We start from the raw sequence: 16,259 nt of genomic DNA, 5'->3' as shown, positions 1-16,259 counted from the left end.
TTCTCTTTTAAAAACAAATAGTTGCTTTTATTTTATTGCGATTTTTTGTCCTGTTTCGGCACTTTGATAAACTTTTTCAATTAGCGCTAATACTTTTGCTGCTTGATGTGCGGTTACTTGGAGTGGTTCATCGGCAGTTAACGCTGCATAAATATTATCGTAATATGCTTGATAGTTTCCAGATACCGTTTCTAGGGCAGTGCGAATATGTACGCCATTTACTTCGGTATTTAAAATACCCCAGTGTTCTTTTTCTTCTTTATTCCACTCGCCTTGAGGAATAACACCAGCCATTAATAAAGCTTCTTGATTATCAACACCATATTTCAAATAGGAACCCAATGTACCATGGATAGCAATCGTTGGACCCTGTTCACGCACATATTTACTAGAAGAAAGGGTTACTTTTTTATCAGGATAGTATAAATAAATTTGGAAATTATCTTCACTTAATACATTTGGGTGTTGATAACGAATATCTGCAAATAAGGCGTCAGGTAAACCAAATAGATGCACAGCATGATCAATAAGATGTACACCTAAGTCATAAACTAAGCCAACACCACGTTCCCCCGTTTCTTTCCAAGCTTTACTATTTTTAGCCTGTGTATAACGATCATGATGTAATTCATAATCGACAATATCACCTAATAATTGACTCGCTAAAATCTGCTTCACCGTTAAAATCCCATTATCCCAACGGCGATTTTGATAAACAGAGAGTTTTACTTGTTGTTTTTCGGCTAACGCGGCTAATTCTTCAGCTTCAGCAGCAGTTACACTCAATGGTTTTTCAACAATAACGTGTTTACCCGCTAAAATCGCCTGCTTCGCCATCGTATAATGGGTTAAATTTGGCGTGGTAATAACGACTAAATCAATATCATCTGTTAAAAGTTCTGCAAACTGACGAACGGTTTGGATAGTCGGATATTTTGTCGCTACGTTATTGCTACTACGAGCAAAAATTTTAACGACTTTAAAACGAGAATCATGCAGCAAAAATGGCAAATGAAAAACATTAGCGGACATACCAAAACCAGCAATCCCAACACGAATAATTTGCGACATAAATTAATGCTCCTTTATTTAATTTTTTCGAGTTTGGAGAATAAAATATCATCGGGTAAACGTTGAATTTGCCGTAAACGATATAGTAATAAACAAGCGGAAACGGTTAAGCAGACCACAAAACCAATCCAAAACCCTTTAGCAACCATATGCGGCACAATCCAGTCAGTTAACCCTAAAATATAACCAACAGGCATTCCAACTAGCCAATAACCGAATAATGAAATCCATAGTACGGATTTTGTATCTTTATAGCCACGTAATGCCCCGCCAATAATGCTTTGTATAGTATCAGAAAATTGATAAATCGCTGCAAACATTAACAACGTGGACGCCATCATAATGACAGTAGGATCATTCACAAAAATACTCGCAATATGGTGTCTAAAGAGCAGAGTAATTGTTGCTGTGAAAAGCGTAATGAATAACCCTAAACTCAAAGCGCAATAAGTAAACTGTTTTGCTTGTAATGTTTTACCTGCGCCTAAGCTTTGTCCGACTAAGATCGTTGTTGCCATGGCAATAGACATGGGGAGCATATAAATAAACGAGCTGGTATTAAGTGCAATTTGGTGGCTTGCAATAATATCTGCGCCAAAAGGTGAAATAAGAAGTGAAATAATACAGAACAACAACACTTCACAACAAATTGAAATCGCAATCGGTAAGCCTAATCGCACCAATTTACTTAATGTTTTAGGATTTGGTTTTTCAATAATTTGGGCAAAAACGTTTAAATCTCGCTGACTTGGTACCTTATAACAGTAGAGAACAATCAATAAAAACGCAATCCAGTTTAAAATCATGGTAGCAATCCCACAACCAATAGCCCCAAAAGCAGGAACACCTAATGCACCATAAATAAAGATATAGTTTAATGGGATATTGAGTAATAAACAGGTAAAGGCAATCACCATTGCGGGTTTGGTTTTCGCAATACCATCATTTAAACAGCGAAAATTGATCATTAATAAATATGGTAAAGTACCGAACGCCATCACTTTTAAGTAACCACTGGTAATTGCTGCCAGTTCAGAATCCATATTCATTAAATCAATAATAAAATGGCTGTTATAAACGATTAATGAGATAGGAATACTAATGGTAACCGCAATCCAAATACCTTGCCGCACTTGATGAGCAATTAACTTACGTTTTCCTGATCCATTTAGATAAGAAATTGTCGGTGGTAAGGCGAGAAGTAAACCTTGTCCGAATAGTAATAATGGAAACCAGATAGATGCCCCCACTGAAATTGCTGCCATATCTTTAGCACTCACTCGCCCAGCCATAATAGTGTCAATTAGCCCCATAGAGTTTTGCGCCACTTGTGCCATTAAGATAGGAGAGGCAAGCTTGATTAACTCAATAATTTGTGTTTTATATCTTTGCCAATTTGTCATAGAATGTCCGACATTTGTGATTTTTTATTTGTTATCTCGTGCAAACAGAGACCAGATTTTAATAAGGAAATATTATGTTTACAGGAATTATTCAAGGTAAAGCTCAAATCCATGAAATTAAAACGAAAGATAATTTTAGAACACACATTATCAAAATGCCACAGGATTTACTTTCTGGGCTGACATTAGGCGCTTCTGTTGCACATAATGGTGTTTGTCTCACTGTTACAGCAATTAATAGCGATTTAATTAGTTTTGATTTAATGCAAGAAACGTTAAAAGTAACCAATCTTGGTGAGTTAAAAATGGGTGATGAAATTAATGTTGAACGCGCGATGAAAATGGGTGATGAAGTAGGGGGGCATCTTTTATCAGGGCATATCTATTGTACGGCGACCGTTGAGGAGATCATTTATTCACCTAATAACTGCCAGATCTGGTTTAGATTACCAAATAAATCCGTGATGAAATATATTTTAACCAAAGGTTATATCGCAGTAGATGGCATTAGTTTAACGGTTGGTGCGGTGAAAGAACAATCTTTTTGTGTGAATTTAATTCCAGAAACGTTACAACGTACCATTATTAGCCAAAAACAAATCAACGATAAAGTGAATATTGAACTAGATTCACAAACGCAAGCTGTTGTTGATACCGTAGAACGCTATCTTAGCCAACAAAAGTAACGTACGAAATAGCATTAAAACATAGTAAATAATTAAAGAATGTTAAAGGCAGAAAGGTTTTCTGCCTTTATTTATATTAGGAAAGTTTTCTTACCGATTTACGAATAATCAATTCTGGACGCATTTCAATGCGGGCAGGTTCTTTATTTTTATCTGTCATTCGTGCAATTAATAGATCGATTGCCATAATTCCTAAACGCATTTTTGATTGATGCACCGTTGTTAAAGGTGGTGCATAAAAACGAGAAGCATGAATATCATCATAACCGATAATGGAAATATCTTCTGGTACAGATAATCCTTTTTCACCAATCGCAGAAATTGCCCCTAATGCCATCACATCATTACAACAAAAAACAGCGGTAGGAAGATCTTTTTGTATGAGAATTTTATTCATACATTCAAACCCATCTTCTGGTTCAAAATGTCCTTCTAAAACCCAGTCTGGATTAATTGATAATCCAGCCTCTTCCATCGCTTTTACATAACCATCATAACGAGTTTTTGCAGTTGTTTTCGCTAAATCCCCAGCAATAATGCCAATTTTTTTATGTCCATAATCAATTAAATGTTTGGTCGCCAAATAGCCACCTTCAAAACTATTATCTTGAATTAAATCCATATTTGAATTGATATTATTTGGTCCCCAATCCATAACAACAATCGGTAAAGTGGTAAATTGAGCAAAGAGATCTTTAGAATCTTGTGTATATTCAGAACACATTACCAAAATACCATCAACCCGCTTTTTAACTAACATATCCAAATGATTACTAATTTTCTGAAAATTATTTTGCGTATTACACAGAAAGAGCGAGTAACCTTGTTGATAGCAATATTCTTCTACTGCATGGACAATTTCTGCAAAATAGGGGGTTTCACTGGTAGTAATGATCATTCCAATCGATTTTGTCGTATTTACTTTTAAACTACGAGCAACAGCGCTAGGCGAGTAATTTAATTGCTTAATCGCTTCCCAAACTAACTTTGTTGTATCTTCAGCAACAAAACGTGTTTTATTAATAACATGAGAAACGGTTGTGGTTGATACACCAGCAAGCTTAGCGACATCTTTAATTGTTGCCATAATAACCTCCAAAAAAATTTTGGCTATTATAAAGAGAAATAGAGGAAATGTGCGCTTTTTTGTGAAATTTGTGCTTAGGTTCACATTTTTTTATAACAACGTCTTATTCTCATAAAATATGAGCGTTTCCTTTTCAGATTGAGTGTAAGATGTTCATATTCTAAATAGGAAACACTCATTTTTTATAATGAATTGTTAGCTTTAGATTGTAAATTCAATGCAGAGAATAACTACTTTTTTTAACTCAAAGTACCCATTTCTCTAAATGGGTATCTACTTTAGGTTTTAGTAATAGCTCGTTTTCTAAAGCATCGAGCCATTCGGCACTTGTTTCAAATGGGGAAAACTGATGACGTCGGGCAATCGCCACAAAATCGCCTAATGTTAAATTATCTAAGTGCTGAAATTGAGCAAGCTCTTGTTGGCTTAAACGGGTTAAACCGAGTTTTTCTACCTGATGGATAGCCACATCTTTTCGCTGTTCTGGCGCTAAATACTCAAAATTTAATTTAAGATCAAAACGGCGTAAAGCGGCAGGATCAAGGTTATCCATTAAATTAGTTGATACGATAAGCAAGCCTTCAAATTTTTCAATTTGAGTTAGCATCTCATTGACTTGACTATGTTCCCAACTACGTTGTCCATTTTCTCGAGCGAATAAAAAAGTATCGACTTCATCAAAAATCAGCACCATATTATTCTCTTTCGCCTGTTGAAAAGCCCGTGCAATATTTTGTTCTGTACCACCGACATACATACTTAATAAATCTGAACCTTGACAAATTAACGGTTTCAGCCCCATTTCTTGTGCTAGCCACGTTGCCCACGCCGTTTTGCCTGTTCCTGGTGGGCCATAGCAACAAATCCGTCCTCTTTTTACACGAATTAATCCTTCACTAATTTTATGCAGATTATTTTTACACGCCACCCAGTCTAAATTATAGGCAATGTTATTTTCAGCAAGCGGTTCGATTTTCTTAAAACCTTGCGAAGTGAGCATTTGATTAAACATTCTTAATGCTTTATCCGCAAAATCTTTCGGGCTTTCTGTAGGCAATACATTTACTATATTTAAAATACGATTTAATACTGCTGGTGATAAATCGGTATGTTGAGCAAAATGTTGAATATAAGCAGCAGAAAGTTTATCACCAACTAGCTCTGTAATAAGTTGTTCTTTATGTTTACTCGGTAACATCGGCATTTCAAACACCATATCAAAACGGCGTAAATAAGCATTATCAATACAAGTCACTGAGTTGGATATCCAAATCATTGGAATAGCATTATTTTCCAAAAAGTCATTTACCCACGCCTTATGCTCTTGTGCAACTGAACGTTCGATTAAGGAACTTGAAAAAATATCTTCCACCTCGTCAAAAATAATGATGGCTTTTCTGCCTGCCAGTAATTTTTGCGCTAAACGGCAGTTTTCTAAACGTGTTTTACCACTTAGTACATCGCCATCTCTATCTTGGCTTACCATTGTATAAGCAGGTAAATTTAATGTTTCGGCAAGTAGCGCTGCAAATTCGGTTTTACCTGTTCCTGCCACGCCATAGAGTAGGATATTGACACCCTTTTTCTGTATTTTTGTCACATTTTCTAAGTAACTTATTATCATTTCACTGTCTTTAGCAATATGTTCATAGTGGCCAAGTTTTAATGTACAAGGCTGTGTTGGTATAGTAGCTTGTCCTATTAATAATTTTTCGGTAATGGGTAAAATGGCAAAATCATCAAAATCTAAAACCTCCCCCCAACCTAAGTAATCAGGAAGTCGATCAGGCTTATAACTACGCTCAATCAGACCATAGCTCGTTAATTTACTTCGTTTAGTTAGTGCAGACTTTACCTCTTTCGGCGGCTGATTGAGTAAATCAGCTAAAATTGATGCTGCTTGGCTTAAATCTACCGTGGGTAAATAGCCCAGTAAATTATTAAAATTTCGTTCTGCTCGTAAATGGAATACAAACTTCATTATCGCTTTCTCACAAGTCGTTAATTCCAGAAATTCAGCAAGCTTATCCAAATTCTCGTATGCAGTTTGCCAACCTTTTGCGTCCTCTTTTTGAACCAAAATAATTTGATAGCGTTGCTTTAATAACTGACGAGCTTGTTGTTTTAACTCAGCATCAGATTCCATTTCTGGGGGTAAACCGATAGCAAATGCTATATCGTCATCGCAATAATTGTTATTACGAAAAAAGGCCGAAAATAAATTATGCTCAAATATCGCTTTTAGCATAATTTTTTCAGAATAAAGCGAAACAGTTGAAGGGTTTAATTGATATTTACTCATAAAATATTCCTTTTGCTAACTTTACATTAGGCATTATATTTATGAGTGCGACAATTTACGTCGTAAAAAAAAGAAATTTATATTTTAAAATAATATAAATTTCTTTGATTATGTGGTTATTTAGGTTTGGAAAGTAAGAAAATGTAGTGATACATTAGTGTACCACTACAATGCTTTTAAACTATTTTTGCCAACTTTGTTGTTCTCTTTAAAAATACTTAATCATTTCTTTATAATGGTCTTCAATTTCTTTCTCTCCCCAAGTTTCATAAGAAAGCATTAGTGCTTGTTTAGGACTAATACACTTTAAACTGCCATTTTCATAACGCATTCTTTTTCCCAATGGTACTTGATTATTTAATGATGAATTCTGATAATGTGAAATCAAACATAGATTACCAAAACTATCTACATTATTCACATCACCAAGCATATCGCTTTTACTTTGAGGTAAATAATGTTCAATAGAATTACGAGATAATGAAAATACAAAATTATTCTTTCTTAAGAAAATATTATCCTTACCAATATTATCCCAATCTTTCCATAACAGATAATCCAAATAATTGAAGATATAGTGTGGTATAGCCTGCCCGCCTTGCTCCAATAATTTCTGTCTATCATCATCTTGATAATATTTATATGCTTCTTGATAATATTTATGTGCTAAAAGCTCTAAAATATTTATATATTTATTAGCATCTAAATCATATTCATTTTTTAATGATTGATTTAATTCGTCTAAAACATCAAACAACCAATTTTTATAGGTCTTCTGCCTAAATGAAATATGAAACATCGATAATAACTGTACTATTTTAGTATGATTTTCAGATAAATCATCTGTATCACCATCTTCATTATCATCATTATTAAGTTGTTCCAAGGCGGTTCCAAAGGTATTAACTTCCCTAAAAGATCCATTTTTATATTTTTTTATACCATTTAAAATCCAACGCTCTTCTTCCTCTTTTGATTTAATAATATATCTATCAAAGATAAGTCGAGTTCTTAGTAAGCAAACTATAAACTTCTTTATCTCTACTTGGTTATCCATTGATTTAAACGCATTAAGAAGATATTTATCATTTAATGGAATATTTTTTAATGGAATATCTTTTTTAGAAAAAATCTTATAGACAATCATTAAAAAATTTGGAAAATCAATAATAGCATTAAAACGCCCTAACATTTCATTAGCTTGCTTAACTTTATTATTTTGATGACTATTCAATAAATCTAAAATCTTACTAAGTGAACTCGCTTTATCACTATCTTCTTGTGTTGAGTTATTATTCATTCCAATCAACATTTCATCAAAATCATTGGGTATTTTATTAACTGAATTATCAAAAAATTCTTTTGAAATCCTTATGTCTTTAGGGAAACGCATAATTGCATATACAGACATATCTGAACAGGCGTCCCAAATTAATGCAAATAGTTTTTTATCATCATCGTCAGTCAGTTTATCCATTAATCTAGCTTTTAGCACTTCATGCTTTTCTAATTGTTCTCCTCGATTATTCATAATCTCAAAATAATGATTGAGATCGGTATCTTCTGGCACTTCTGTTCTTAAAATCACAACTTTTTCTAGTAAAAAATGAAAAAAGTCATTTTCATTAAAACTATTTTTATTATTTTTTGCACTGAAAATATCTAATATAATTTTATACCCTATTTCTATGCTATTGTTATATTGATTATTTTTACCTAAATTATTCAAACTGTGATTAGATTCATCACGATGTTCAAAGGTTAAATTAATATTTTTATTAGTACTATGATAACTTAATAATAACTTTAATGTTGTCAGCCGTTGCTGTCCATCAATCACTTCATAACTATCTTTTCGTTTTGCAACGACTAGGCTACCAATATAATAATTACGGCCGTTATTTTTTGATTTAGCCTCTAAAATATCTTGAATTAATAACTCAATTTCATCTTTACCCCAAGCATAATTACGTTGATAAATCGGTATAATATATTTATCTCCATTACACAACTCACTGACTGTTAATGTCTTTACTTGATTATTGTCCATTTTATTTCTCCAAATCAGATTCTAGTAAGGTAACTAAACCTGTATGATTATCTGTATCAAATTCTTGCTTATATTTATCAATAATAAATTCTAAAAATTCCCTAGGGTTATCAGATTTTATAAGATGAAAAAATAAACTGTTTTCACCATAAACCTGATTTTCTATCGTTCTATAAAATACTCGTCCTTGCATTAAGCGAATGCGATAGCACCATTTAAAGCATTTTTCTATCGCTTGAACAAGATGTTCTTGACCAAATTTATCATAGTAAAGCATAACTAAACATTGAAATAAGTTCTTAATATATCCATCACCTACACGATAAGCGCCTGGGTAGCTGTCGATAAAATGTAATAATCCACCTTTTTCAGTTAATTCCCCATTAAAAATTTCATGATTATTTAAAAAACCACTCTTTTGATCAAATAAGAAAATATAATTTTTCCTATAATGTTCAATATATCTGAAAAATAATTCACCATTGATGATAGGCTGGGTAGATTGAAAGCTCAGTTGGCTAAATCTACGATGCACTAACATAGGATAAGTTTGATAAAACTTATACAATTCAAGGTTAGCCAATTGTTGGTTAATGTAAGGATAATTATCGCTAGCATTAGCCCCTTTAAATATATCTAATTCTTTATTGGTAAACGATTCTGCGTATTGATATTTATGCCAACGGCGTAATCGAAACAATGTCTTACTAATAACTTGTTCTAAATCAGCAAATTCAGCACTTACCGCACTTTCCCAGTTTTCTACACATTGATAAATAGTTGCTTTATCAGCAACTAATTCTCTTAAATGATATGCTTTAAGTAGATCATAGGGTGCAAGTGATTTCCCCCTTGCGTTTTGTGCATCAAAAAATTGGAACGCTTCATCAATATCGGTTAATTCGATATAAACAAACTCACATACCTCCAAAATATATTTAGCAAATTCTGCCTTATCTTTTACTCTATCTTGAATAAATTGCTCGGCAGCATTTTTATTTTTTATTAAATTATCCGCGCTAATGCTATGGCAAAGATTTTGCTGAAGTAACGGTAGGGTATTATCATTATTCAACAAATATAAAATCAACGACAAACTAATTAACCGTTGTTGTCCATCTACAATATCATATTTATTTTCAGTTTCATCGTGATGTATAACAATAGCGCCAACTCGATAAACTTTTTTATCTTTTTCAAAATTAAAATAAAGATCATTTAATAATTGGATAATATTTTTTGTTGTCCATTTATAGGGTCTTTGGTAATCAGGAATAGATAGTTCCTTTTGCACTATTTCACCAATTTTTTGGACTTTTGCAATTTCTTGACTCATTCTATTTTCCTATTTTCTAAAATTTGAAGTGTTGTACATTGGAACAAAATTTCATCAGTTTTAATCTTCTTGTAATAACTTGTCAATCGCTCTCAACGCCTCTAACCCTCCCATTTTTAAGCTCAAGAAGTGCATTTTAGGCACACCCACATCAATTGGGTTAATACGAATTAAGCCACTTTTTTTCTGTTTGGCAATGCGTTCAGAAAAAGCTCGTACTGTTGGAATCACTTTTCCTGCTCCGATTTCAATTACAACTAGGCATTGCGTTTGGCGTAACCATTTACCAAGTAGTGCATATTTACCAAGTTGGTAACTTTCACAATACGTATAGTTATTAAACATCATTACATTTTGTCGTGCTAAACCTCCGCAATTAGGGCAAGTTGGAGATTCGCTAACAACGATACATCGCTCATCATCTGTAACAGGTTTGTAATCATAAGACCACCAAGATTGATTTTGGCAATTATTCATACATTGCAAGCGATCTAATGTACCGTGGCATTCATAAATTCGACTTTCTCTAAACCCTGCCTTACGGAAATGTCCGTCCACATTGCTGGTAAATACAAAATAGCCGTATTGCTTATTTTCAGCCCAGCGTTTTAACATTGTATAACCTTCGTGAGGTTCTGCTTGGCGATATTGATTTAAGCGATGAGCAAAAAACCATTTAGCAAGTTCAGGACGTTGCTTGTAGGCAAGCGGTGTTGCAATATCCATAAATTGCAAATTGAATTGTTTAAGTGGTGGGTAGGCATTCCAAAATCCACCAATACTTCTAAAATCAGGTAGGCCACTATCAACAGACATACCAGCCCCAGCGGTAATTAAAATACCATCAGCTTGGCGAATAAGCTCAACCGCATAATTTAGATCGTTATTCATCGATTCCTCCTTAATTTTTAAATATTGTAATCAAGGAAGTGACGAATTATGTCGCAATATCATAAAAATTCACAAATAATAGTAGAAAGATCATCATACAAGCGGCTTTTTTTTACTATTTTTCTACAAATTTGTAGTCGTTCAATGTTATTAGGATACTGTTTCCAGATTTGGTTAATATGTGTTGGTGTGATGTAATTATATAAACCATCTGAGCAAAGTAAGATGCTTTCACCTCTTATTAGCTGAAATTCTGCAATATGAATACGGAAATCTACGCTATCAAAATCAGCACTAATGTAATCAGATAAAGCTTGATACATTGCAGCATATTCCGTTTGTTCATCAACTAAACCTTGAGCTTGCATTTCAGCAAGAATGGTATGATCAAAACTGAGTTGTTGCCACTCACCATTTATCGTAATTTTATAGGCTCGGCTATCGCCTGTATTAACTATTTTGCCGTATCCATCCTTGTTGAGTTCACAGGCAACAAAGGTGCTACTTGTTCCAAAATAAGATTGTGCATATCGTTCACTCAACTTGTTTTGAATTGTTCTTAGCCAAGCTGAGCTAAGTGTTTGGCAGTAACTTAATTGCTCCATTAAAAATCGACTAGCGAGTTGAGGTTTTGGGCTATTAGAAATACCATCGGCAATGCCAAAAATGACTGCGTTCTTATCTAAAATAATACTTTCAGCATTTTTTAGCTGCCATTGGTAAACGTTCATCCCATTGAATAGGGCATCTTGATTTTGTTTTTTGTTATTACCAGCTTGTTGGCAAAATGTGAGTTGAAATGACATAATGCTTGCCCGAATTAACTAATGACTTAAATGACAAACAGAAGAATACTAAGCCACATAATTTTTATTCAATTATACAGTCTGTAAACTTATGTTAATGGCTCTCGCTCAATATCCCAAATATCCTCGCCAAATTTTAAGAGCCACCATTCCAACATATCATTTTCCGACACAGTTGCCTGAAAGCGGTAATGCTCATCGCTTTCTTCTAAAATTTGTTGATCTTTGGAAATAGGCGTTTCTGTTAAATGGAATCCTGCCCATTTTGCAATAGAAAACGTCAGGCGAATTTTGCGAATATTCTGATTACTGGCAAAACCTAAATACCCTTCTTCTTGATAAACCTGTAAATCAAAATCTTTCGGGCGTTCAAAGCTAAATGTAGAGATTTCTGCTTGGTGAATACGATGTATTGCCAACATTCGGGTATCAGAAAATCCATCAAAACGGCAAATAAGGTAAATGCTTGCACCTTGCTGTGCAATTGCCAAAGGCATAATGGTTGAAGAGAGTTTTTTACCATTTGCATTATGATACTCAATTTTTAGTAATTTATTCTGATACAATGCTTGGCTAACGGCTGAAAAAATATCCTCTTTTATTTTGGCAGGAATTAATGGCAAACTGGTTGGCGTTACACAAACCTTATCAAGCCATTGATGCGCAGGTTTTTCTTTGCCATTTGGATAACTTCCCGAAACCATTCGATCAGCTTGATCAAAAAATGGTTGCATTGAAGACATAATATTTGAAGGTAATAAATATTTAAGTTGTTTTTCAGCGAGTTTTAATAATAGTGACTGCTGTTCATTTAAAATGGGCAGAGCAAATCCTGGTGAGCGTTCTTTCCAGTAATAGGTATAAGGCTTACTATCGTTATTACATTCCAAATCATCAAAGTGCAGGCAGAGCGTTTGTAACGTTCTTTGAATACTGCGTAAATCACGTTTAAAACCTAAATCTATTAGTTTTTTGTGGATCGTTTTTGCTTCTATGTGCGCTGGTAGTCTAGGAATCATTCTTAAAATTTCTAGCTGCAAAAGCGTTGTATCTATATCTTTTGATTGCTTTATCATAATATCCTTTAAGTACGCTTTAATAGAAAATTCAATTAATGTAATCGTCCAAATAATGTAAGAAACAAAGCATAAAGAACAAAGTGTCTCTCTATACTATAATTATATTAGCAAGTTGCCTGCTTCATCTTACGCACAAATTCAGCTAATTCCGCCAAACATTGCGCATGATTATCTAAATTACGCTCAATAATTTTTACTACTGCCGATCCTGAAATCGCACCAGCTGTTCCAGAAGCGAGTGCTTCTTTAACTTGCTGTGGCTGCGCAATACCAAAACCTTGCAAAATTGGTGGGGCATTGTGTGCTTTTAAACCATTAATTAAATCAAGCAAATTAGCCGCATGAGATTGATTTTCCGCACTGGTTACGCCTGCACGAGAAACTAAATAAGTGTAACCCTCACTTTGGCTTGCCACACCTTTAATTGTTGCAGAACTTGCATTTGGAGGGCAGATAAATACTGGTTGAATACTATATTTTTTCGCACTGGCAACATATTCCGCACAAGCAAATAGCGGTATATCAGCAACCAATACCGCATCAACGCCGACCTGTTGGCAACGTTGATAAAAATGATCCAATGTTTGCGCATAAATTAAATTCGCACAAAGTAACAAACTAATTGGTATTGTTGGATATTTCGTGCGAACTTTCGCTAATAATTCAAAACAGGCATCAGTACTAAAACCTGCCGTTAATGCGCGATTATTTGCCGCTTGAATCACTGGTCCATCTAATAAAGGATCGGAAAACGGAAAACCTAATTCTAAGGCGTCCGCACCATTATCTACCAAAGTACAAATAATCTCGAAAGAGCGATCTAATGTTGGGTCGCAGAGCGTAACGAAAGGTACAAATGCCCCTTGTTTTTTGGCTTGTAATTGCGAAAAAAGGTGATCAAAACGACTCATTATTATGCTCCTTTGCCATTTAAGATTTTATCAACGGTGAAAATATCTTTATCGCCACGACCTGAAAGATTAACCACTAAAACCTGTTCCTTATTTGGTTCTTGTTTAATCAATTTTAAGGCATACGCCAATGCGTGCGAGGACTCTAATGCAGGAATAATTCCCTCATGTTTCGCTAGTGCTTGGAACGCATTTAATGCTTCATCATCGGTAATAGATACATAATTAGCTCGCCCTGTATGATGCAAATAGGCGTGTTGTGGACCAACAGACGGGAAGTCTAACCCAGCAGAAACTGAGTAAGACTCTTCAATTTGCCCATCTTTTGTCTGCATGATTGGTGATTTCATGCCAAAATAGATACCGACTGAGCCATGCGCTAATGGCGCGCCATGTTCACCTGTTTCAATTCCTTTTCCAGCTGGTTCAACGCCGATTAATTGCACAGTAGTTTCCTCAATAAAATCAGCAAACATACCGATTGCATTTGATCCGCCACCAACACAAGCGATCACGGCATCAGGTAATCGTCCTTCACGTTCTAATATTTGGCGTTTTGTTTCTTCTCCAATCATTTTTTGGAATTCACGCACAATCGTTGGGAATGGGTGTGGTCCAGCCGCCGTTCCGAGTAAATAATGTGCTTTATCATAATTGGCAGACCAATCACGCATCGCTTCACAGCAGGCATCTTTTAACGAACAGGATCCTTTATTGACCGAAATCACTTCTGCGCCCATTAAACGCATACGGAAAACATTCGGGGATTGGCGCTCCACATCTTTTGCGCCCATATAAATACGGCATTTTAATCCTAACATGGCACACGCTAATGCGGTTGCTACACCATGTTGCCCAGCGCCTGTTTCGGCAATAATTTCTGTTTTTCCCATACGCATGGCTAATAATGCTTGCCCTAGCACTTGGTTGGTTTTATGCGCCCCACCGTGCAATAAATCTTCACGCTTTAAATAAAGTTTTGTTTTTGTCCCTTTGGTTAAATTACGACATAGCGTTAATGCCGTAGGGCGCCCTGCATAATTTTTCAATAAGTCATTAAATTGACATTGAAAGTCGGGATCTTGGCGTGCTTCAACAAAGGCTTTTTCTAGCTGTTGTAACACTGGCACCAGAATTTCAGGTACATACATTCCACCAAATTCGCCAAAGTATGGATTTAATAACGTATCACTCATAATCATTTATCCTAATTTCTCATAATTTTTTGCAAAATAGTTTGTAATTTATTGGCATCTTTTATACCAGGTGCAGATTCCACTCCTGAATTAATATCCAAACCTAAACAATGTTGGGTAAGTGCAGCTTCGATATTATCTAAATTTAGACCGCCCGCTAGCATAATTTTAGCTTTCCATTCTGTTGGAATAATCGTCCAGTCAAAGGTTTTACCTGTGCCGCCGCGTTGATCTTTTAATTGTGTATCAAACACATAACGATCCACATTATCATTCGGTTGAAAATGTACTTTATTGTTCGTTGGATCAACGCCAATTGCTTGCCAAATTTGAATTTTTTCTGGTAGTTGTTGGCGTAATTGTTGAATAAAATGAGCATCTTCATGTCCATGTAATTGCACGGCAAAAAGATTAAGTGCTTTACTGATATTTATCACTTCATCTACAGAAGAATTCTGCAATACCCCTACATAGCGCAAAGGGGCAGCCTGACAAATACGTTTAGCTTGATCTAATGTTACGAAACGAGCAGAGTGTTCGGCAAAAATTAAACCGCCATATAACGCACCTGCTTGATAAGCCTGTTGTGCGTCTTCGGCTCGGGTTAAACCACAAATTTTATTTTCACCATAAATAATAGAACGGATCGCACTATTTAAATCATTACTGCCCATTAAACTACTACCAATTAAAAAAGCATTTACCAAAGGTTTTAATTGCTGGACTTGTTGATGGGTATAAATACCCGATTCACTGATAATAATCCGATCAGTTGGAATTTTGGGGGCTAAATCTAAGGTGCGTTGTAAATCAACGGAGAGATCATGCAAATTACGATTGTTAATACCGATGACTTTCGCATTTAATTTAATTGCACGTTGTAGTTCTTCCTCATTTGAGGTTTCGGTTAAAACCCCCATACCTAAAGAATGTGCTAGATTTGCCAACGTTTGGTAAGTTTGATCATCTACGACAGAAAGCATTAATAAAATTGCATCGGCTTGATAGTAGCGCGCGAGATACACTTGATACTCACTAATCATAAAATCTTTGCAAAGAACAGGTTGACGCACTAAATGACGCACGAGTGGCAAATAAGAAAAACTACCTTGAAAGTATTTTTCATCGGTTAGCACCGAAATTGCACTGGCGTAATGACGATATACATTCGCAATACTGGTTAAATCAAACTCTTGTCTAATCAAGCCTTTTGATGGTGAAGCCTTTTTACATTCTAAAATAAATGCAGGTAATTCGTGGGTACCTTGGGCTAACGCTTGATAAAAACTGCGATCACTTGGTTGAATTTTTTCTTTAAATTCTGCTAGCGGAAATTGCTGTTGTTGCTCGGCAAGCCAAACTAATTTATCTGCAACAATTTTTTGTAATACTGTGGCGGATTGTTGCAATGTTTGCGAAAAATCTTGTGTAATCATACAAC

At 34.9% G+C, this 16,259-nt stretch carries 13 protein-coding genes; 1 reads left to right on the top strand and 12 read right to left on the bottom strand.

Features of this window, described 5'->3' with window-relative positions:
• Positions 1 to 27: 27 nt before the first annotated feature.
• Together ACFFHK_RS01960 and ACFFHK_RS01955 are read right to left on the bottom strand one after the other, a co-directional pair.
• Positions 28 to 1,071: a Gfo/Idh/MocA family oxidoreductase gene (locus ACFFHK_RS01960; protein ID WP_382368496.1), complete on the bottom strand. Its 1,044-nt coding sequence runs from the start codon at positions 1,069 to 1,071 to the stop codon at positions 28 to 30.
• 14 nt (positions 1,072 to 1,085) lie between these two features.
• Positions 1,086 to 2,474, bottom strand: a complete 1,389-nt coding sequence (locus ACFFHK_RS01955) for an MATE family efflux transporter (protein ID WP_382368493.1) — start codon at positions 2,472 to 2,474, stop codon at positions 1,086 to 1,088.
• A gap of 74 nt (positions 2,475 to 2,548) precedes the next feature.
• Here ACFFHK_RS01955 and ACFFHK_RS01950 point away from each other — a divergent pair, with 74 nt between their 5' ends.
• Positions 2,549 to 3,160: a riboflavin synthase subunit alpha gene (locus ACFFHK_RS01950; protein ID WP_382368490.1), complete on the top strand. Its 612-nt coding sequence runs from the start codon at positions 2,549 to 2,551 to the stop codon at positions 3,158 to 3,160.
• Between the two features lie 76 nt (positions 3,161 to 3,236).
• Here ACFFHK_RS01950 and purR read toward each other — a convergent pair whose 3' ends face one another.
• From purR to trpCF, 10 genes are all read right to left on the bottom strand, one after another.
• Positions 3,237 to 4,247: an HTH-type transcriptional repressor PurR gene (purR, locus tag ACFFHK_RS01945; RefSeq protein WP_382368487.1), complete on the bottom strand. Its 1,011-nt coding sequence runs from the start codon at positions 4,245 to 4,247 to the stop codon at positions 3,237 to 3,239.
• Between the two features lie 244 nt (positions 4,248 to 4,491).
• On the bottom strand, positions 4,492 to 6,549 hold the full coding sequence (locus ACFFHK_RS01940; protein WP_382368484.1) for an AAA family ATPase: 2,058 nt from the start codon (positions 6,547 to 6,549) through the stop codon (positions 4,492 to 4,494).
• 208 nt (positions 6,550 to 6,757) lie between these two features.
• Complete coding sequence (locus ACFFHK_RS01935) at positions 6,758 to 8,599, bottom strand: DUF262 domain-containing protein (RefSeq protein ID WP_382368481.1); 1,842 nt, start codon at positions 8,597 to 8,599, stop codon at positions 6,758 to 6,760.
• Position 8,600: 1 nt separating this feature from the next.
• Positions 8,601 to 9,935: a DUF262 domain-containing protein gene (locus ACFFHK_RS01930; protein WP_382368478.1), complete on the bottom strand. Its 1,335-nt coding sequence runs from the start codon at positions 9,933 to 9,935 to the stop codon at positions 8,601 to 8,603.
• Between the two features lie 60 nt (positions 9,936 to 9,995).
• Complete coding sequence (locus tag ACFFHK_RS01925; RefSeq protein ID WP_382368475.1) at positions 9,996 to 10,826, bottom strand: SIR2 family NAD-dependent protein deacylase; 831 nt, start codon at positions 10,824 to 10,826, stop codon at positions 9,996 to 9,998.
• Between the two features lie 59 nt (positions 10,827 to 10,885).
• Positions 10,886 to 11,632, bottom strand: coding sequence for a PP2C family protein-serine/threonine phosphatase (locus ACFFHK_RS01920; protein ID WP_382368472.1), 747 nt, complete (start codon positions 11,630 to 11,632; stop codon positions 10,886 to 10,888).
• A gap of 89 nt (positions 11,633 to 11,721) precedes the next feature.
• On the bottom strand, positions 11,722 to 12,708 hold the full coding sequence (locus ACFFHK_RS01915) for a helix-turn-helix transcriptional regulator (protein ID WP_382368469.1): 987 nt from the start codon (positions 12,706 to 12,708) through the stop codon (positions 11,722 to 11,724).
• A gap of 107 nt (positions 12,709 to 12,815) precedes the next feature.
• The gene (gene trpA, locus ACFFHK_RS01910; RefSeq protein WP_382368466.1) at positions 12,816 to 13,622 is read right to left on the bottom strand and encodes a tryptophan synthase subunit alpha; all 807 of its coding nucleotides are present in this window, start codon (positions 13,620 to 13,622) and stop codon (positions 12,816 to 12,818) included.
• 2 nt (positions 13,623 to 13,624) lie between these two features.
• The gene (gene trpB / locus ACFFHK_RS01905) at positions 13,625 to 14,818 is read right to left on the bottom strand and encodes a tryptophan synthase subunit beta (RefSeq protein WP_382368463.1); all 1,194 of its coding nucleotides are present in this window, start codon (positions 14,816 to 14,818) and stop codon (positions 13,625 to 13,627) included.
• Between the two features lie 11 nt (positions 14,819 to 14,829).
• The gene (trpCF, locus tag ACFFHK_RS01900) at positions 14,830 to 16,254 is read right to left on the bottom strand and encodes a bifunctional indole-3-glycerol-phosphate synthase TrpC/phosphoribosylanthranilate isomerase TrpF (RefSeq protein ID WP_382368460.1); all 1,425 of its coding nucleotides are present in this window, start codon (positions 16,252 to 16,254) and stop codon (positions 14,830 to 14,832) included.
• Positions 16,255 to 16,259 lie beyond the last annotated feature (5 nt).

Source organism: Gallibacterium trehalosifermentans (assembly GCF_042433055.1).
GTDB lineage: Bacteria > Pseudomonadota > Gammaproteobacteria > Enterobacterales > Pasteurellaceae > Gallibacterium > Gallibacterium trehalosifermentans.
This window is presented reverse-complemented; position numbering and strand designations above follow the sequence as displayed.

Coding starts and splice junctions, on each gene's coding strand:
- ACFFHK_RS01960 (WP_382368496.1), bottom strand. CDS start 1,071: ATGTCGCAAATTATTCGTGTTGGGATTGCTGGTTTTGGTATGTCCGCT.
- ACFFHK_RS01955 (WP_382368493.1), bottom strand. CDS start 2,474: ATGACAAATTGGCAAAGATATAAAACACAAATTATTGAGTTAATCAAG.
- ACFFHK_RS01950 (WP_382368490.1), top strand. CDS start 2,549: ATGTTTACAGGAATTATTCAAGGTAAAGCTCAAATCCATGAAATTAAA.
- purR (WP_382368487.1), bottom strand. CDS start 4,247: ATGGCAACAATTAAAGATGTCGCTAAGCTTGCTGGTGTATCAACCACA.
- ACFFHK_RS01940 (WP_382368484.1), bottom strand. CDS start 6,549: ATGAGTAAATATCAATTAAACCCTTCAACTGTTTCGCTTTATTCTGAA.
- ACFFHK_RS01935 (WP_382368481.1), bottom strand. CDS start 8,599: ATGGACAATAATCAAGTAAAGACATTAACAGTCAGTGAGTTGTGTAAT.
- ACFFHK_RS01930 (WP_382368478.1), bottom strand. CDS start 9,935: ATGAGTCAAGAAATTGCAAAAGTCCAAAAAATTGGTGAAATAGTGCAA.
- ACFFHK_RS01925 (WP_382368475.1), bottom strand. CDS start 10,826: ATGAATAACGATCTAAATTATGCGGTTGAGCTTATTCGCCAAGCTGAT.
- ACFFHK_RS01920 (WP_382368472.1), bottom strand. CDS start 11,632: ATGTCATTTCAACTCACATTTTGCCAACAAGCTGGTAATAACAAAAAA.
- ACFFHK_RS01915 (WP_382368469.1), bottom strand. CDS start 12,708: ATGATAAAGCAATCAAAAGATATAGATACAACGCTTTTGCAGCTAGAA.
- trpA (WP_382368466.1), bottom strand. CDS start 13,622: ATGAGTCGTTTTGATCACCTTTTTTCGCAATTACAAGCCAAAAAACAA.
- trpB (WP_382368463.1), bottom strand. CDS start 14,818: ATGAGTGATACGTTATTAAATCCATACTTTGGCGAATTTGGTGGAATG.
- trpCF (WP_382368460.1), bottom strand. CDS start 16,254: ATGATTACACAAGATTTTTCGCAAACATTGCAACAATCCGCCACAGTA.